The 18,149-nt window shown below is 64.1% G+C and carries 18 protein-coding genes; 16 read left to right on the forward strand and 2 right to left on the reverse strand.

Going from position 1 to position 18,149, the window contains the following annotated elements:
* The 12 genes from HMPREF2924_RS04200 to glmS form a co-directional block, all read left to right on the forward strand.
* On the forward strand, window positions 1–387 hold a 387-nt coding region (locus HMPREF2924_RS04200; RefSeq protein WP_141765522.1), incomplete at its 5' end, for a F0F1 ATP synthase subunit A.
* Window positions 388–436: 49 nt separating this feature from the next.
* Window positions 437–694: a F0F1 ATP synthase subunit C gene (gene atpE, locus HMPREF2924_RS04205; RefSeq protein WP_003097235.1), complete on the forward strand. Its 258-nt coding sequence runs from the start codon at window positions 437–439 to the stop codon at window positions 692–694.
* A gap of 57 nt (window positions 695–751) precedes the next feature.
* On the forward strand, window positions 752–1,222 hold the full coding sequence (locus HMPREF2924_RS04210) for a F0F1 ATP synthase subunit B (RefSeq protein ID WP_003100235.1): 471 nt from the start codon (window positions 752–754) through the stop codon (window positions 1,220–1,222).
* Window positions 1,223–1,233: 11 nt separating this feature from the next.
* Window positions 1,234–1,770 carry a F0F1 ATP synthase subunit delta gene (locus tag HMPREF2924_RS04215; RefSeq protein WP_003097135.1) on the forward strand — a complete coding sequence of 179 codons (537 nt, stop codon included), beginning with the start codon at window positions 1,234–1,236 and terminating at the stop codon, window positions 1,768–1,770.
* Window positions 1,771–1,788: 18 nt separating this feature from the next.
* Complete coding sequence (atpA, locus tag HMPREF2924_RS04220) at window positions 1,789–3,333, forward strand: F0F1 ATP synthase subunit alpha (protein ID WP_003097134.1); 1,545 nt, start codon at window positions 1,789–1,791, stop codon at window positions 3,331–3,333.
* 50 nt (window positions 3,334–3,383) lie between these two features.
* Window positions 3,384–4,244 (forward strand): F0F1 ATP synthase subunit gamma, encoded by an 861-nt coding sequence (atpG, locus tag HMPREF2924_RS04225; RefSeq protein WP_003097132.1) that lies wholly within the window; start codon window positions 3,384–3,386, stop codon window positions 4,242–4,244.
* A gap of 30 nt (window positions 4,245–4,274) precedes the next feature.
* Window positions 4,275–5,651 (forward strand): F0F1 ATP synthase subunit beta, encoded by a 1,377-nt coding sequence (atpD, locus tag HMPREF2924_RS04230; RefSeq protein ID WP_003097130.1) that lies wholly within the window; start codon window positions 4,275–4,277, stop codon window positions 5,649–5,651.
* A 41-nt stretch (window positions 5,652–5,692) separates the two neighbouring features.
* Window positions 5,693–6,118 (forward strand): F0F1 ATP synthase subunit epsilon, encoded by a 426-nt coding sequence (locus tag HMPREF2924_RS04235; RefSeq protein ID WP_003097128.1) that lies wholly within the window; start codon window positions 5,693–5,695, stop codon window positions 6,116–6,118.
* Between the two features lie 120 nt (window positions 6,119–6,238).
* Window positions 6,239–7,603 carry a bifunctional UDP-N-acetylglucosamine diphosphorylase/glucosamine-1-phosphate N-acetyltransferase GlmU gene (gene glmU / locus HMPREF2924_RS04240; RefSeq protein WP_003114651.1) on the forward strand — a complete coding sequence of 455 codons (1,365 nt, stop codon included), beginning with the start codon at window positions 6,239–6,241 and terminating at the stop codon, window positions 7,601–7,603.
* 13 nt (window positions 7,604–7,616) lie between these two features.
* Window positions 7,617–8,126, forward strand: a complete 510-nt coding sequence (locus HMPREF2924_RS04245) for a M23 family metallopeptidase (protein WP_003109146.1) — start codon at window positions 7,617–7,619, stop codon at window positions 8,124–8,126.
* Window positions 8,127–8,193: 67 nt separating this feature from the next.
* On the forward strand, window positions 8,194–8,967 hold the full coding sequence (locus HMPREF2924_RS04250; RefSeq protein ID WP_003097123.1) for a DeoR/GlpR family DNA-binding transcription regulator: 774 nt from the start codon (window positions 8,194–8,196) through the stop codon (window positions 8,965–8,967).
* Window positions 8,968–8,982: 15 nt separating this feature from the next.
* Entirely contained in the window at window positions 8,983–10,818 is a 1,836-nt protein-coding gene (gene glmS / locus HMPREF2924_RS04255) for a glutamine--fructose-6-phosphate transaminase (isomerizing) (RefSeq protein ID WP_003097120.1), read from the forward strand.
* Between the two features lie 63 nt (window positions 10,819–10,881).
* Here glmS and HMPREF2924_RS04260 read toward each other — a convergent pair whose 3' ends face one another.
* Both HMPREF2924_RS04260 and HMPREF2924_RS04265 read right to left on the reverse strand, forming a co-directional pair.
* Window positions 10,882–12,087, reverse strand: coding sequence for an MFS transporter (locus HMPREF2924_RS04260; protein ID WP_023094961.1), 1,206 nt, complete (start codon window positions 12,085–12,087; stop codon window positions 10,882–10,884).
* A gap of 359 nt (window positions 12,088–12,446) precedes the next feature.
* Entirely contained in the window at window positions 12,447–13,070 is a 624-nt protein-coding gene (locus tag HMPREF2924_RS04265) for an HAD-IB family phosphatase (RefSeq protein WP_003097106.1), read from the reverse strand.
* A gap of 237 nt (window positions 13,071–13,307) precedes the next feature.
* Between HMPREF2924_RS04265 and cfaB the strand changes: the two genes are divergently transcribed.
* The 4 genes from cfaB (at window position 13,308) to HMPREF2924_RS04285 (ending at window position 18,109) form a co-directional block, all read left to right on the forward strand.
* The gene (cfaB, locus tag HMPREF2924_RS04270; RefSeq protein WP_003109143.1) at window positions 13,308–14,492 is read left to right on the forward strand and encodes a C17 cyclopropane fatty acid synthase CfaB; all 1,185 of its coding nucleotides are present in this window, start codon (window positions 13,308–13,310) and stop codon (window positions 14,490–14,492) included.
* 163 nt (window positions 14,493–14,655) lie between these two features.
* Complete coding sequence (locus HMPREF2924_RS04275; RefSeq protein WP_003097103.1) at window positions 14,656–15,615, forward strand: TAXI family TRAP transporter solute-binding subunit; 960 nt, start codon at window positions 14,656–14,658, stop codon at window positions 15,613–15,615.
* Window positions 15,616–15,689: 74 nt separating this feature from the next.
* Window positions 15,690–17,714, forward strand: a complete 2,025-nt coding sequence (locus tag HMPREF2924_RS04280; protein ID WP_003097101.1) for a TRAP transporter permease — start codon at window positions 15,690–15,692, stop codon at window positions 17,712–17,714.
* On the forward strand, window positions 17,711–18,109 hold the full coding sequence (locus tag HMPREF2924_RS04285) for a DUF1850 domain-containing protein (protein WP_003097100.1): 399 nt from the start codon (window positions 17,711–17,713) through the stop codon (window positions 18,107–18,109). Before HMPREF2924_RS04280 ends, HMPREF2924_RS04285 begins: the two co-directional genes overlap by 4 nt.
* The last annotated feature ends 40 nt before the right edge of the window (window positions 18,110–18,149 follow it).

Below are 18,149 nucleotides of genomic sequence, written 5' to 3' on the forward strand. Positions count from 1 at the left end.
GTGTTCGCCCTGATCATCTTCTACAGCATCAAGGTCAAGGGCATCGGCGGCTTCCTTGGTGAACTGACCCTGCACCCCTTCAGCAGCAAGAACATCGTCGTTCAGATCCTGCTGATTCCGGTGAACTTCCTGCTCGAGTTCGTGACCCTGATCGCCAAGCCGGTTTCGCTGGCGCTGCGTCTGTTCGGCAACATGTATGCCGGCGAACTGATCTTCATTCTGATCGCCGTCATGTTCGGTAGCGGAATGTTCCTGCTGAGTGCCCTGGGCGTAGCCCTGAACTGGGCGTGGGCTGTGTTCCACATCCTGATCATCACCCTGCAGGCCTTCATCTTCATGATGCTGACCATCGTCTACCTGTCGATGGCGCACGAAGACAACCATTAATCGATTCGCTTCAACCTTTAACCAACACGACAAAAAGTCGGGAGGAAAAATGGAAACTGTAGTTGGACTGACTGCTATCGCCGTTGCTCTGCTGATTGGCCTGGGTGCCCTGGGTACCGCCATCGGTTTCGGTCTGCTGGGTGGCAAGTTCCTGGAAGGCGCAGCTCGTCAGCCTGAAATGGTTCCGATGCTGCAGGTGAAAATGTTCATCGTCGCCGGCCTGCTGGACGCCGTGACCATGATCGGTGTGGGTATCGCCCTGTTCTTCACCTTCGCGAATCCCTTCGTTGGTCAAATCGCCGGCTAATCACTCGAATCATTCGATTTGAGTGTTTGACGGACAACGAACGAGCGAGGTGTTGGCGTGAACATTAATGCAACCCTGATTGGCCAGTCCGTTGCGTTCTTCATCTTTGTGCTGTTCTGCATGAAGTTCGTGTGGCCTCCGGTCATCGCGGCTCTGCAAGAGCGTCAGAAGAAGATCGCTGACGGCCTGGACGCTGCCAACCGCGCGGCTCGTGATCTGGAGCTGGCTCATGAGAAAGCGGGCCAGCAACTGCGCGAAGCCAAGGCTCAGGCAGCCGAAATCGTCGAACAGGCGAAGAAACGCGCTAACCAGATCGTCGATGAAGCCCGCGACCAGGCCCGTACCGAAGGCGAACGCCTGAAGGCCCAGGCCCAAGCGGAAATCGAACAGGAACTGAACAGCGTCAAGGACGCCCTGCGTGCCCAAGTGGGTGCCCTGGCCGTCACCGGCGCAGAGAAGATCCTGGGTGCTTCGATCGACGCAAACGCGCACGAGCAGCTGGTTTCCAAACTGGCAGCCGAGATCTAAGCGAGGGCGCTATGGCAGAACTGACCACGTTGGCTCGTCCCTACGCAAAGGCGGCTTTCGAGTACGCCCAGGCTCATCAGCAACTGGCCGATTGGTCGGCTGCGCTGGGTGTGCTGGCCGCAGTGTCGCAGGACGACACCGTGCGCCAGCTGCTCAAAGAGCCTCAGCTGACCTCTTCGGCCAAGGCCCAGAGCCTGATCGATGTGTGCGGCGACAAGCTGAATGCACCAGCCCAGAACTTCGTCCGGACTGTGGCTGAGAACAAGCGGCTCGAACTGCTGCCGACCATCGCTGAGATGTACGAGCAGTTGAAGGCCGAGCAGGAAAAGTCGGTCGAGGTAGAAGTCACCAGTGCCTTCACCTTGAGCAAAGAACAGCAGGACAAACTCGCCAAGGCTCTCAGCGCCCGGCTCAGTCGCGAAGTGCGGCTACATGCGTCGGAAGACGCGAGCCTGATCGGCGGCGTGATCATTCGCGCCGGTGACTTGGTAATCGATGGCTCGGTGCGCGGCAAGCTCGCGAAACTGGCCGAAGCGTTGAAATCTTGAGTTTGAAGGGGCAGCGGCATGCAGCAACTCAATCCTTCCGAAATTAGTGAAATCATCAAGGGGCGCATCGAGAAACTCGACGTCGCCTCCCAAGCACGAAACGAAGGCACCATCGTCAGCGTGTCCGACGGTATCGTGCGCATCTACGGTCTGGCCGACGTCATGTACGGCGAGATGATCGAGTTCCCGGGCGGCGTCTACGGTATGGCGCTGAACCTGGAGCAGGATTCCGTGGGTGCCGTGGTCCTGGGTGAATACCAGGGCCTCGCCGAAGGCATGAACGCCAAGTGCACCGGGCGCATCCTGGAGGTTCCGGTCGGTCCGGAACTGCTGGGTCGCGTAGTCGATGCACTGGGCAATCCGATCGACGGCAAGGGCCCGATCGACGCCAAGGCCACCGACGCGGTCGAGAAGGTCGCTCCGGGCGTGATCTGGCGTAAGTCGGTAGACCAGCCGGTACAGACCGGCTACAAGTCGGTCGACGCCATGATCCCGGTAGGCCGTGGCCAGCGCGAGCTGATCATCGGCGACCGCCAGATCGGCAAGACCGCCCTCGCGGTCGACGCCATCATCAACCAGAAAGACAGCGGCATTAAGTGCGTCTACGTGGCCATCGGCCAGAAGCAGTCCACTATCGCCAACGTCGTACGCAAGCTGGAAGAGAACGGCGCCCTGGCCAACACCATCGTGGTCGCCGCCAGCGCTTCCGAGTCCGCCGCCCTGCAATACCTGGCGCCGTACTCCGGTTGCACCATGGGCGAATACTTCCGTGATCGCGGTGAAGACGCCCTGATCGTCTACGACGACCTGTCCAAGCAGGCCGTGGCTTATCGCCAGATCTCCCTGCTGCTGCGCCGTCCGCCGGGCCGCGAAGCCTACCCGGGCGACGTGTTCTATCTCCACAGCCGTCTGCTGGAGCGCGCTTCCCGCGTTTCCGAAGAGTATGTCGAGAAGTTCACCAACGGCGCCGTGACCGGCAAGACCGGCTCGCTGACCGCGCTGCCGATCATCGAGACCCAGGCCGGCGACGTTTCCGCGTTCGTTCCGACCAACGTGATCTCGATCACCGACGGCCAGATCTTCCTGGAATCCGCCATGTTCAACTCGGGTATCCGTCCGGCCGTCAACGCCGGTATCTCGGTATCCCGCGTAGGTGGCGCGGCCCAGACCAAGATCATCAAGAAGCTGTCCGGCGGCATTCGTACCGCTCTGGCCCAGTACCGTGAACTGGCGGCCTTCGCCCAGTTCGCCTCGGACCTGGACGAAGCGACCCGCAAGCAGCTGGAGCATGGTCAGCGCGTTACCGAGCTGATGAAGCAGAAGCAGTACGCGCCGATGTCGATCGCCGAGATGTCGCTGTCCCTGTATGCCGCCGAGCGTGGCTTCCTGCAGGACGTCGAAATCGCCAAGGTCGGTAGCTTCGAGCAGGCGTTGATCTCCTACTTCCAGCGCGAGCATGCCGCTCTGCTGGCGAAGATCAACGAGAAAGGTGACTTCAACGACGAAATCGACGCGGGCATCAAGGCCGGCATCGAGAAGTTCAAGGCCACCCAAACCTGGTAAGCCGCAGCGGGAGCCGCGAGGCTCCCGCCTGCTAACCCGATAGGTGTCAAATGGCAGGCGCAAAAGAGATTCGCAGCAAGATTGCGAGCATCAAAAGCACGCAAAAGATCACCAATGCCATGGAAAAAGTGGCGGTGAGCAAGATGCGCAAGGCACAAATGCGCATGGCGGCCGGCCGTCCCTACGCGGAGCGTATTCGCCAGGTGATCGGCCATCTGGCCAACGCCAACCCGGAATACCGTCACCCGTTCATGGTCGAGCGTGAAGTCAAGCGCGTCGGCTACATCGTGGTGAGCAGTGACCGTGGTCTGTGCGGCGGTCTGAACATCAACCTGTTCAAGTCCCTCGTCAAGGACATGAGCGGCTACCGCGAGCAAGGGGCGGAAATCGACCTTTGCGTGATCGGTAGCAAGGGCGCTTCGTTCTTCCGCAGTTTCGGCGGCAACGTCGTGGCAGCTATCAGCCACCTCGGCGAAGAGCCTTCGATCAACGACCTGATCGGCAGTGTCAAGGTGATGCTCGACGCATACCTCGAAGGCCGTATCGATCGCCTGTTCGTGGTCTCCAACAAGTTCGTCAACACCATGACCCAGAAGCCGACCGTGGAACAGCTGATTCCGCTGGTGGCCGATGACGATCAGGAGCTGAAGCACCACTGGGACTATCTCTACGAACCCGACGCCAAGTCGCTCCTCGACGGGCTGCTGGTGCGTTACGTGGAATCCCAGGTGTACCAGGCCGTGGTTGAGAACAACGCCTGTGAGCAGGCGGCCCGGATGATTGCAATGAAGAACGCTACCGACAACGCCGGCGAGCTGATCAGCGATTTGCAGCTGATCTACAACAAGGCGCGTCAGGCGGCGATCACCCAGGAAATCTCGGAAATCGTCGGCGGCGCTGCCGCGGTGTAAGAACAGGTTCAAAATTCAGAGGAACCAGACATGAGTAGCGGACGTATCGTTCAAATCATCGGCGCCGTGATCGACGTGGAATTCCCGCGCGATGCCGTGCCGAGCATCTATGAAGCCCTGAAGGTTCAGGGCGTTGAAACCACCCTGGAAGTCCAGCAGCAGCTGGGCGACGGCGTGGTTCGTTCCATTGCGATGGGTTCCACCGAAGGCCTCAAGCGTGGCCTGAACGTGGACAGCACTGGTGCTGCCATCTCCGTGCCGGTCGGTAAAGCGACCCTGGGCCGGATCATGGACGTACTGGGCAACCCGATCGACGAAGCCGGTCCCATCGGCGAAGAAGAGCGCTGGGGCATCCACCGCGAAGCTCCGTCCTATGCCGACCAGGCTGGCGGCAACGAGCTGCTGGAAACCGGCATCAAGGTGATCGACCTGGTCTGCCCGTTCGCCAAGGGCGGCAAGGTAGGCCTGTTCGGCGGCGCCGGCGTGGGCAAGACCGTCAACATGATGGAACTGATCCGTAACATCGCCATCGAGCACAGCGGTTATTCCGTGTTCGCGGGTGTGGGCGAGCGTACTCGTGAGGGTAACGACTTCTACCACGAGATGAAGGACTCCAACGTACTGGACAAGGTAGCCCTGGTATACGGCCAGATGAACGAGCCGCCGGGCAACCGTCTGCGCGTCGCACTGACCGGCCTGACCATGGCCGAGAAGTTCCGTGACGAAGGCCGTGACGTTCTGTTGTTCATCGACAACATCTACCGTTACACCCTCGCCGGTACCGAAGTGTCCGCACTGCTGGGCCGTATGCCGTCCGCGGTGGGTTATCAGCCGACCCTGGCCGAAGAGATGGGCGTTCTGCAGGAGCGCATCACCTCCACCAAGAAAGGCTCGATCACCTCGATCCAGGCCGTATACGTTCCCGCGGACGACCTCACCGACCCGTCCCCGGCGACCACCTTCGCCCACCTGGACGCGACCGTCGTACTGTCCCGTGACATCGCCTCGCTGGGTATCTACCCTGCGGTCGACCCGTTGGACTCCACCTCTCGCCAGCTCGATCCGCTGGTGATCGGCCAGGATCACTACGACACCGCTCGCGGCGTCCAGTATGTTCTGCAGCGCTACAAGGAGCTGAAGGACATCATCGCGATCCTGGGCATGGACGAACTGTCCGAAGCCGACAAGCTGCTGGTGGCGCGCGCTCGTAAGATCCAGCGCTTCCTGTCCCAGCCGTTCTTCGTAGCGGAAGTCTTCACCGGCTCGCCGGGCAAGTACGTTTCCCTGAAGGACACCATCGCTGGCTTCAAGGGCATTCTCAACGGCGACTACGATCACCTGCCGGAGCAGGCGTTCTACATGGTCGGCGGTATCGAAGAAGCGGTCGAGAAAGCCAAAAAACTGTAATCCTGTGCGCCCGGCGACGGGCGCTCATGTGAGGCAAGCGTATGGCCATAACAGTCCATTGCGACATCGTCAGCGCCGAGGCGGAGATCTTCTCCGGCCTGGTCGAGATGGTTATCGCGCACGGCGCTCTGGGTGACCTGGGTATCGCCCCGGGCCACGCGCCGCTGATCACCGACCTGAAACCGGGCCCCATCCGCCTGGTCAAGCAGGGCGGCGAGCAGGAGGTGTACTACATCTCCGGCGGTTTCCTCGAAGTCCAGCCGAACATGGTCAAGGTCCTCGCCGACACCGTGGTTCGTGCCGGCGACCTCGACGAAGCGGCCGCCCAGGAAGCCCTGAAGGCTGCCGAAAAGGCGCTGCAGGGCAAGGGCGCCGAGTTCGACTACAGCGCCGCTGCCGCGCGTCTGGCCGAAGCCGCAGCCCAGCTGCGCACCGTCCAGCAACTGCGCAAGAAGTTCGGCGGCTGATTTCCAGCCGGTACTTCTAGCGGTGTCAGGGAAAAGGGTAGCCTGTGGGCTACCCTTTTTTCGTTTTGCATCTTCACTCACAGGTTTTGCCTGTGACCACCAGGAACGGTAGTCCAGTCCATGTCCCTTGAAATCGTGATTCTCGCCGCCGGCCAGGGCACCCGCATGCGTTCGGCCCTGCCCAAGGTCCTCCATCCCATTGCCGGCAAGCCGATGCTCGGCCACGTCATCGACTGCGCGCGCCAGTTGCAGCCGGAACGGATCCACGTGGTGATCGGCCACGGCGCGGATCTGGTGCGTGAGCGGATGGCCGCCGACGACCTGAATTTCGTGCTCCAGGCCGAACAGCTCGGTACGGGCCATGCGGTGGCCCAGGCCCTGCCGTTCCTCAGTGCAGACCAGGTGCTGATCCTCTACGGCGACGTGCCGCTGATCCAGCTGGACACCTTGCAGCGCCTGCTGGCGCAAGTCACCCCGGACCAGTTGTCGTTGCTCACCGTCGACATGCTCGACCCCACCGGCTACGGCCGCATCGTCCGTGACGACCAGGGCGCGGTGCAGGCCATCGTCGAGCACAAGGACGCGACCCCGGCGCAGCGCCAGATCGGCGAGATCAACACCGGCATCCTCGCGGTGCCGGGCAAGCGCCTTGCCGACTGGCTCGGCCGCCTGTCCAACGACAACGCCCAGGGCGAGTACTACCTGACCGACGTGATCGCCATGGCGGTCGGCGACGGCCTGGTGGTGGCCAGCGCCCAACCGCTGGACGCGATGGAAGTGCAGGGCGTCAATGACCGCATGCAACAGGCCCAGCTGGAGCGTCACTACCAGCGCCTGCGCGCGGAGGAGCTGATGCGCCAGGGTGTGACCCTGCTCGATCCGCAGCGCCTGGATGTCCGTGGCGAAATCTCGGTCGGCCGCGACGTGCTGATCGACGTCAACGTGGTGCTGGAAGGCCGCGTGGTGATCGAGGACGACGTGCGCATCGGACCGAACTGCGTGATTCGCGACAGCGTCCTGCGGCGTGGCGCGGTGATCAAGGCCAACAGCCACCTGGAAGGCGCGGAGCTGGGCGAGGGTAGCGATGCCGGTCCGTTCGCCCGCCTGCGTCCGGGCAGCGTGCTCGGCGCTCGGGCCCATGTCGGCAACTTCGTCGAACTGAAGAATGCCCGCCTGGGCGAGGGCAGCAAGGCCGGCCACCTGAGCTACCTGGGCGATGCCGAGCTGGGCGCCAACTGCAACATCGGCGCCGGCACCATCACCTGCAACTACGATGGCGCGAACAAGTTCCGCACTGAGCTGGGCGACGATGTGTTCATCGGCTCGAACAACTCGCTGGTGGCGCCGCTGAAGATCGGCGATGGCGCGACGACCGCGGCTGGCTCCACCATCACCCATGAGGTTCCGGCGAAGAACCTGGCCTTCGGCCGCGCCCGGCAGAAGAACCTGGAAAACTGGAAGCGCCCGGAAAAAATCAAGAAGTAACGGAGCGGCACGGATGCCGAAGCCTGCGAAATGGATCGTGCTGGGGCTGCTCATAGCCTGGGCGGTGCTGCCCGAATGGCCGCGGATACCCGTCGAAGGCGCCAGTGCCCGCGACTGGAATCCGCGAACCTTCTGGTTCGAGCCCTGGGGGCGCTCCGGAGTGCACAAGGGCATCGACATCTTCGCCCGCAGCGGCACCCCCGTACGCTCCGCCAGCTACGGCCTGGTGCTCTATCGCGGGGAGATCGCCCTCGGCGGCAAGGTCGTCCTGGTGCTGGCGCCCAAGTGGCGCCTGCATTACTACGCCCATCTCGATAGCCTCGACACCTATCCGGGCCAGCCGGTCCTCGCCGGTTCCCGCCTGGGTGCGGTCGGAACCACCGGCAACGCGCGCGGCAAGCCGGCCCACCTGCACTACGCGATCATCACCTTGCTGCCCTATCCCTGGCTGGCCGACGCCAGCACCCAGGGTTGGAAGAAAATGTTCTACCTCGATCCCAATACGGTGCTGCCGAGCCGATGAAAAGTCATTGACGGAAATCGCCGGATAAGTTTTGATTCGCACACTTTTCTTTCGAAACGAAACTTAAGTGATCTCGAAACGTAATACGCCGCAACGTCGCCATGCCATCCTCGCGCTGCTTTCCGAGCAGGGCGAGGTCAGCGTGGACGCACTCGCCAAGCGCTTTTCCACCTCGGAAGTGACCATCCGCAAGGACCTCGCCGCCATGGAAAGCCACGGCCTGCTGTTGCGTCGCTACGGCGGTGCGGTGCCGATGCCCCAGGAACTGATCGGCGAAGCCGCACAGCCCGTCTCGCCCTACAAGCAGGCTATCGGTCGCGCCGCCGCGGCGCGCATCCGCGAGCATGCGCGGATCATCATCGACAGTGGCAGCACCACCGCGGCGATGATCCCCGAGCTTGGGCACAAGCCGGGCCTGGTGGTGATGACCAACTCGCTGAACGTGGTCAACGCCCTGCGCGAACTGGAGCACGAGCCGGTGCTGCTGATGACCGGGGGGACCTGGGATCCGCATTCCGAGTCGTTCCAGGGGCAGGTTGCCGAGCAGGTGCTGCGTTCCTATGACTTCGACCAACTATTCATCGGTGCCGACGGCATCGATCTCGAACGCGGGACGACCACGTTCAACGAATTGCTGGGCCTGAGCCGGGTGATGGCCGAGGTCGCCCGCGAGGTGATCGTCATGGCCGAGGCCGACAAGGTCGGTCGGCGCATTCCCAACCAGGAATTGCCCTGGAGCAGCATCCATACCCTGATTACCGACGAGCGCCTGGAACCTTCCGCGCGCGAACAGATAACCGCCCGGGGCGTCACGCTGATCTGCGCCCCGGTCGAGCCCTGAAAGGAGAAAGACCCCATGTGTGGAATCGTAGGTGCGATCGCCGAGCGCAACATCACCCCCATCCTCATCGAAGGCCTCAAGCGCCTCGAGTATCGCGGCTACGACAGCGCCGGCGTGGCGGTCTTCGATAACGAAGGCAGGCTGCAGCGCTGCCGCCGGGTCGGCAAGGTCGCCAGCCTGGAGGAAGGCCTGGCCGGTACGCCGCTGCTCGGCCGCCTGGGCATCGCCCATACCCGCTGGGCGACCCACGGGGCGCCAACCGAAGGCAACGCCCACCCGCATTTCTCCAGCGACGAACTGGCGGTGGTGCACAACGGCATCATCGAGAACCACGAACCTCTCCGTGAGCGGCTCAAGGGGCTGGGCTACGTGTTCACCTCGCAGACCGACACCGAGGTCATCGTCCACCTGCTGCATCACAAGCTGCAGTCCATCGGCGACCTGACCCTGGCGCTGAAGGACGCGGTCAAGGAATTGCACGGGGCCTATGGCCTGGCAGTGATCAGCGCGGCGCAGCCGGACCGCATCGTCGCCGCCCGCAGCGGCAGCCCGCTGGTGATCGGCCTCGGGCTTGGCGAGAACTTCCTCGCTTCCGACCAACTGGCGCTGCGCCAGGTGACCGACCGCTTCATCTACCTGGAAGAAGGCGATATCGCCGAGATCCGTCGCGACAGCGTGCGCCTGTGGGATGTCCAGGGCAACGACGTGCAGCGCGAGACCGTGCAGTACCACGAAGGCGCCGAAGCCGCCGACAAGGGCGAGTACCGGCACTTCATGCTCAAGGAAATCCACGAGCAGCCCAGCGTCGTGCAGCGCACCCTGGAAGGCCGCCTCGGGCAGAACCAGGTAATGGTGGAAAGCTTCGGCCCGCAGGCGGCGGAGCTGTTCGCCAAGGTTCGCAACGTGCAGATCGTCGCCTGCGGTACCAGCTACCACGCCGGCATGGTCGCCCGTTACTGGCTGGAAAGCCTGACCGGGATTCCCTGCCAGGTGGAGGTCGCCAGCGAGTTCCGCTACCGCAAGGTCGCGGTGCAGCCGGATTGCCTGTTCGTCACCATCTCCCAGTCCGGTGAGACCGCCGACACCCTGGCTGCCCTGCGCAACGCCAAGGAGCTGGGCTTCCTCTCCAGCGTGGCGATCTGCAACGTTGCCACCAGTTCGCTGGTGCGCGAATCCGACCTGACCCTGCTGACCCAGGCCGGCCCGGAAATCGGCGTGGCCTCGACCAAGGCCTTCACCACCCAGTTGGTCGCCCTGCTGCTGCTGACCCTGGGCATCGGCCAGGTGCAGAAGCGCCTGGCCGATGGCGTCGAAGCCGAGCTGGTGGACGAACTGCGTCGCCTGCCGACCCGGCTGGGCGAGGCGCTGGCGATGAACCGTACGGTGGAGAAGGTTTCCGAGCTGTTCGCCGAGAAGCACCACACCCTGTTCCTCGGCCGTGGCGCGCAGTTCCCGGTGGCCCTGGAAGGCGCGCTGAAGCTCAAGGAAATTTCCTATATCCATGCCGAAGCCTACCCGGCCGGCGAACTCAAGCATGGCCCGCTGGCGCTGGTGGACAGCGACATGCCGGTGGTTACCGTGGCGCCGAACAACGAGCTGGTGGAGAAGCTCAAGTCGAACCTGCAGGAAGTCCGCGCCCGCGGCGGCGAACTGGTGGTGTTCGCCGACGAAGGCGCGGGCATCGAGGCCGGCGAGGGCACCCATGTGGTGGGCATGCCGCACATCGGCGACGTGCTCTCGCCGATCCTTTACACCATCCCGTTGCAATTGCTCTCGTACCATGTCGCCGTGCTCAAGGGCACCGACGTCGACCAGCCGCGCAACCTGGCCAAGTCGGTCACCGTCGAGTAACGCCGGCCGCGTACCCGAGAAGCCGGGGCAGGCATGCGGCCCCGGTGATCGCGGCGCTCGCCGTCAATCGCGCAACGGCAGCGCCTCGTCGCTCCTGCGGCTGGCGAACCAGTCCAGCACGGTGAACCAGGCGCCGATCCCCAGGCCGATGCCCAATACCCACAGGGTGGCGGGCGGCCCCTTCAGCTCCAGCAGTCGCACAGCCAGGGGCACGCTGGCGAGAATGGCGATGTTGTTGAACGTCTCGGCGAACGACAGCACCATGCCCTTGTCCGGCCCGGAGCGCAAGGCGAGTACCACTGTGCCCGCCGGCGCGCCCAGGCCCAGCGCGGCGCCCCAGGCGCCCAGGCAGAAGAGCGCCACGGGCAACGGTAGCGGCAGGAGCATGAAGGTCGACATCGATAGCACCAGGAGCGCCAGCACCAGCAGGAGCATGTCTTCGTCGCGCTTCAGATAGCGTCGCAGGTAACCTGCGGCGAGGTTGCCCACGGCCAGCCCCACGCCGAAGGCGGCGATGCTGATGCCTATCTGCGCGGTGCTGAAGCCGTAGCGCTGGCGCAGCACCTCTCCCGAGAGAAGCAGGCCGGCGACCCCGGTGCCGTTCCAGGCACCCTTGGCGATCAGTGGCCTGAGGATGCTCCATTGCTTGCACCAGCCCAGCGCGTGGCCCTCGGCGCGCGGTGCCACGGCTTGCACGGGAAGGCGCTGGCGCGCCATCAGGAAGACCAGCACGCAACCGCACGAGACCATCAGGAAGGGCGCCGCCCAGCCGAAGAAGTCCGAGAGGAGGCCGGCCAGTGCCGGGCCGGCGGCAATGCCGAGGGTCATGCCGAGCATCACCTGGCCCATGGCACCGGCCTGTCTTTGCGGGGCCACCACCTCCGCGACCAGGGCGAAGGTGGTCGGGATGATGATTGCCGAGGCGATGCCCCCGATTACCCGCAGGACGACGGCAATTTCCAGGGTCGGGGCGATGACGATGGCCAGAGTATCGACCGCGAAGAGGATCAGGGCGAGCAGCAGCAGCTTCCTGCGTTGCATGCGGTCGGAGAAGTAGCCCAGCAACGGCGCGGCGATCGCATAGGAGAACGCGTAGCTGGAGATCAGCCAGGCGGCGCCGCTGGTGGTGGTGTGGAACGCCTGCGCCAGCGGCCCGAGCATGGAGGACAGCATGAATTCGGTCACGCCGACGAAGAACACGGCCATCGACAGGGCCAGCAGGAACAGGCCGTCGATCTTCTGTGAAGGCGGGGAAATCTTCTGGTTCATGATGTTCTCTTTGGCTGAATGAGCGGACGAACGCCAAGGGGGCGCCGGCTCGCGGAGCCGGCGCCAGGGCCAGGGATGAACCGCTCGGGCTATGGAGGGGATGGTTGTGTGGCTGGTGCGGGAACGGCGGGGAGAAAAGAAGGGAACGAAGCGAGATTCCGGGCGCCAGTGCACGATTTCATCGAAGAAGGCTTCGGAGTATCGCCGCAAGCGGAACCGCCCGGGCTTGGGAGCGCAGGAGAAACTACCCTATCGGAACGTTAGCCGAATTCTGCTCTCCTGCCGGATATCGCGACATTCGCCCCGGTTTGGTTCCCACTTTGGATTGATACTCGAACCAGACCATACCCGGCAACAGGTCAGCGGAACGGTTTCCAGAAGCGCTCCAGCGCCGCCGCCAGCAGTTCCGTATCGCCGCGCGAGTCGCCCCAGGCGCGTAGGGAGTATTGGGTCAGCGGACCGTAGTGCCGCTCCAGGCGGCAGACTTTCTCGTCGCGCCGGCAGTTGCGGCCGACGATCCTGCCGGTCAGTACGCCGTCTACCACTTCCAGCTCGGTGGCGATCAGGTGCACCCCGAGCTTCTCGGCGAACGGCCTGAGTAGCAGCGAAGGGGAGGCGGAACAGATGGTCACGGTGCTGCCGCTGCTGACCTGGTCGGCCACCGCGGTCAATGCGTGGGGACGCATCAGTGTTTCCCAGAAGCGGTTCTGGTAGGCCAGCGCCCGCTCTTCCAGCACATGTACGGGCACATCGGTGAGGAAGGTGGCGATCAGGCGCGCCTTCAGGTCGTCGCGGCCGATACGCCGGCAGAGATAGGCCAGGCTGGGTCCTGCCATGCGCAGCATGCGGCGGACGAACACTCGGTTGCCGAAGGCGAAGCGCAGGAAGGGCACGAAGCTGTCTCGGTATGTCAGCGTACCGTCGAAGTCGAACACGGAGAGAAAGCGTACTTCGCGTGTTTCGAGGGACACGGTCTCGTTCATCGGCGTTCCTTATATCGCTTCCTTTCCTTTGACACGGACTATGCGTCGTTCCGTTATTGCAGCAAGGGAAAGTTTGTATATCAAAACTGTCAATTATTCATAGGCAGACTGGCTGCTAACCTGAATCCGAGTGTTCAGGGGTTTTGCATCGATAGATAGGAGGCTAAGTAGCCGATAGCAAAACTCTATCAAGGTACTGGACTATAGTGATTCCGTCTTGTGACCAGGAGGTTTGGCATGATTGCACAGCTCCCCTCTGAGTTGCTGTCCCTGCAACTGCCGTTGCGGATCCGCATCGGCGATGCTCAGGCGTTCGATCTGGGGCCGGATCCACAGGTAACCATGGTCATTCGCGATCCCTCGCTGCTAACCGAGATCACCCATCCCAGCCTCGATGCGCTGGGCAAGGCCTACGTCGAGAAGCGTCTCGACATCGAAGGACCGATCAGCCAGGTCATCGGTATCGGCGATGCCCTCAGCGAAGCGCTCGGCGAACCCGATGGCGGCGCGCCGCCGGTTCGCGAAAGCCACGACAAGGACACCGACGCCGAAGCCATCCATTACCACTACGACCTGTCCAACGATTTCTACCAGCTCTGGCTGGATCCGGAAATGGTCTATTCCTGCGCTTATTTCGAGACCGGCAAGGAAGACCTCGCCACCGCGCAACTGGCCAAGCTCCGTCACCTGTGCCGCAAGCTGCGTTTGCAGCCGGGCGAGAAGCTGCTCGATGTCGGTTGCGGCTGGGGGGGCCTGGCGCGCCTGGCCGCTCGCGAGTTCGGCGTCGAGGTCACTGGCATCACATTGAGCAAGGAGCAGCTGGCGCTCGGGCGGAAGCGGGTCAAGGCCGAAGGCCTGGAGGACCGGGTCACCCTCAAGCTGCTGGACTACCGCGACCTGCCGCGCGATGGTCGCTTCGACAAGGTGGTCAGCGTCGGCATGTTCGAGCACGTCGGGCACGCCAACCTGGGGCTGTACTTCCAGCAACTGTACGATGCGGTGCGTCCCGGCGGCCTGGTGATGAACCACGGCATCACCTCGCGCTACACCGACGGCCGCCCGGTGGGCAAGGGGGCCGGCGACTTCATCGATCGCTACGTGTTTCCCCACGGCGAGCTGCCGCACCTGTCGCTGGCGGTGGCGCGGATGAGCGAAGCCGGGCTGGAAGTAGTCGACGTGGAAAGCCTGCGTCTGCACTACGCCCGGACCCTGGACTTTTGGAGCGCCAACCTGGAAGCCAGGCTGAAGGAGGCGGCTCGCCTGGTGCCCGAGGAAACCCTGCGGATCTGGCGGCTGTACCTGGCCGGATGTGCCTACGGCTTCAAGCGCGGCTGGATCAACCTGCACCAGATCCTCGCCATTCGCCCCCACGAGGATGGCTCCCACGAGCTGCCCTGGTCGCGGCGCGACCTGTACGCCTGAACGCCGGCGACCGGCTCCCTTGCGGAGCCGGTCGCGCAATCGGTCCTTGCGGATTGTCCTGCGTGGCGGGGCGGTCTAGTCTGCACGAAGTCCTGCGCGGTCGAGGGAAGCCGGGACGCTTCCGCGACAGCGCGACAACAACGATAAGAACAGGAGACTTCCCATGTCGCTGAGCAGACGCTTCGGTCTTTTCACGCTTGCCGCAACGGTGACCTTCAGTACCGCGGTCTTCGCCGCGCCGACCTTCATCAATATCCTCACCGGCGGCACCAGCGGGGTCTATTACCCCATAGGGGTCGGCCTCTCGCAGATCTACGGGCACGATATCCAGGGCGCGAAAACCTCGGTGCAGGCCACCAAGGCCTCGGTCGAGAACCTCAACCTGCTGCAGGCCGGGCGTGGAGAACTGGCGCTGGCGCTGGGCGACTCGGTCGCCGACGCCTGGAACGGGGTCGCCGACGCCGGCTTCAAGGCGCCGTTGAAAAAGCTGCGGGCTATCGGCAATACCTATCCGAACTATATCCAGGTAGTGGCCAGCCAAGCCTCGGGCATCAAGACCCTGGCCGACCTGAAAGGCAAACGCATTTCGGTGGGCGCGCCCAAGAGCGGTACCGAGCTGAACGCCCGGGCGATCTTCAAGGCCGCCGGCCTGAGCTACGAGGACATGGGCAAGGTGGAGTACCTGCCCTACGCCGAGTCGGTGGAGCTGATCAAGAACCGCCAGCTCGACGCTACGCTGCAATCCTCCGGCTTGGGCATGGCGGCCATCCGCGACCTGGCCTCGACCATGCCGATCACCTTCGTCGCGATCCCGGCGGACGTGGTGGCGAAGATCGACAGCCCGGCCTACCACGCCGCGAGCATTCCCGCCGGCACCTACGACGGCCAGGAGCAGGACGTGCCGACGGTGGCGATCGACAATATCCTGGTCAGCCACTCCGGGGTCAGCGACGAGCTGGCCTACCAGATGACCAAGCTGATGTTCGACAACCTGCCGCGCCTGGTCACCGCCCATGCTGCCGCCAAGGACATCGCCCTGGACAAGGCGGCGAAGAACCTGCCGATTCCGCTGCATCCCGGCGCCGAGCGCTTCTACAAGGAGAAGGGCGTACTGCCCGAGTGAGGCCCGTTTCTCCGTAGCCCCGGTCCGTGCGGCGGACCGGGTTCCCCGCGTTTCCGGCTGTAGGGAGTCGATGCATGAGCGATCATCAGAACGGGCTGCACCTCGAGGCGGAAAACTGGCCGCGCGCGCTGTTCGCCGTGGCCCTGGCCTTTTCCGTGTTCCAGGTCGTCACCGCGGCCTTTCCCCTGATTTCCACCCAGGTCCTGCGGGCAATGCACGTCGGACTGCTGTTGCTGGTGGTGTACATCAGCTATCCCGCCTTCGGCATACGTCGCCCCTGGCAGCCGTTGGCCTGGTTGCTGGGCATGGCCGGCCTGGGCACGGCGGTCTACCAGTGGGTTTTCGAGGCCGACCTGATCCAGCGCTCCGGAGAGCTGACCCAGGCCGACATGGTCGTCGGCGTGGTGCTGATCGTCCTGGTCTTCGAGGCGGCGCGACGGGTGATGGGCATCGCCTTGCCGATCATCTGCGCGCTGTTTCTTGCCTATGGCCTGTTCGGCGAACACCTGCCGGGCGACCTGGCCCACCGCGGCTACGGCTTCGACCAGATCGTCAACCAGCTGTCGTTCGGTACCGAAGGTCTCTACGGCACGCCGACCTACGTGTCGGCAACCTACATCTATCTGTTCATCCTGTTCGGCGCCTTCCTCGAGCAGGCCGGCATGATCCGCCTGTTCACCGATTTCGCCATGGGCCTGTTCGGCCACCGGGTCGGCGGGCCGGCCAAGGTCTCGGTATTCTCCTCGGCGCTGATGGGCACCATCACCGGCTCCGGCGTGGCCAACGTGGTCACCACCGGACAGTTCACCATCCCGCTGATGAAGCGTTTCGGCTACAAGCCGGCGTTCGCCGGCGGCGTCGAGGCGACCGCGAGCATGGGCAGCCAACTGATGCCGCCGGTGATGGGGGCGGTGGCGTTCATCATGGCCGAGACCATCAACGTCCCCTACGTGGAGATCGCCAAGGCGGCGCTGATCCCGGCCTTGCTGTATTTCGGCTCGGTGTACTGGATGGTCCATCTCGAGGCCCGCCGGGCCGACCTCAAGGGCCTGCCGCGCGAGCAGTGTCCGAGCGCCTGGGGTGCCGTCCGCGAGCGCTGGTTCCTGCTGATTCCGTTGCTGGTGCTGATCGCGCTGCTGTTCTCCGGGCGCACGCCGCTGTTCTCCGGAACCATTGGTCTGGCGCTGACCGCCATCGTCATCCTTGGTTCGGCGATCATCCTGCGGGTGTCCTCGCTCGGCCTGCGCATCGCCTTCTGGGTGGCGCTGGGGCTGCTCTGCGCGGGGTTCTTCCGCCTCGGCATCGGAGTGATCTTCGTTGTGATCGCGGCCCTGGCCCTGGCCTGCTGGTTCGTCCGTGGCGGCCGGGAAACCCTGCGCATCTGCGTCCGCGCCCTCGCAGAAGGTGCGCGACATGCGATTCCGGTGGGCATCGCCTGCACCCTGGTGGGAGTCATCATCGGGGTGATTTCGCTGACCGGCATCGCCACCACCTTCGCCAGCTACGTGCTCGACCTGGGACGGGAGAACCTGCTGCTGTCGCTGGTCCTGACCATGGTCACCTGCCTGGTCCTGGGAATGGGCATCCCGACCATCCCCAACTACATCATCACCAGCTCCATCGCCGCGCCGGCGCTGCTGGAACTGGGGGTGCCGCTGATCGTCTCGCACATGTTCGTCTTCTACTTCGGCATCCTCGCCGACCTCACCCCTCCGGTGGCGCTGGCCTGCTTCGCGGCGGCGCCGATCGCCAAGGAAAGGGGATTGAAGATCAGCTTCTGGGCGGTGCGCATCGCCCTGGCGGGTTTCGTGGTGCCGTTCATGGCGGTGTATTCCCCGGCGCTGATGCTGCAGGAAGGCGGTTGGGGGGCGACGCTCTATGTCACCTGCAAGGCGGTGCTGGCCATCGGCCTGTGGGGCATGGCTTCCATCGGCTACCTGCAGGGGCCGCTGGCCTGGTGGGAGCGCCTGGTGGCGTTCGCCGCGGGAGCCAGCCTGGTCCTGGCCTTGCCGATCAGCGACGAGCTGGGCTTCGTCCTCGGCGCGCTGGTGATCGGCTGGCACCTCTGGCGCCAGCGTGCGCGCGAGGCGGTGGCGTGATCGCGCTGTGCCTGGGCATGGCCGGCAGCGTCTGGGCGACGCTGCCGCTGCAGTCGTTCACCCTGGCCTGGCAACACACGGTCGAGAAGGTGCTCTGGGAAGAAGACTATCGCCTGAGCGAGCGCGGCCTGCTGCTGGAAGAGGCCCGGGTGCGGGGCAGCGGGGCGGGGATGGAGATCCCCGAGGGCGCCGTGCTGCGTGACGGCGCCTGGCATTACCGCCGTGGGGTGCCGCCGCTGCAACCGTTGCGACTGGGGCGCACACCGGAGGCCGGCGACTACCGGATCTGCCGTCAGGGGCGCTGCGATGCGCTGGCGCGCTGGATCGGTCCACCGGACCCTGAGCGCCCGGCGGTCGAACTCTGGGCGTGTCCGATACGGGACCCGAGCGACTGAACGTCCTGTGGATAAGCCTGCGACGCCAGTCCACATCCAT

Source organism: Pseudomonas sp. HMSC063H08 (genome assembly GCF_001813645.1).
GTDB lineage: Bacteria > Pseudomonadota > Gammaproteobacteria > Pseudomonadales > Pseudomonadaceae > Pseudomonas > Pseudomonas aeruginosa.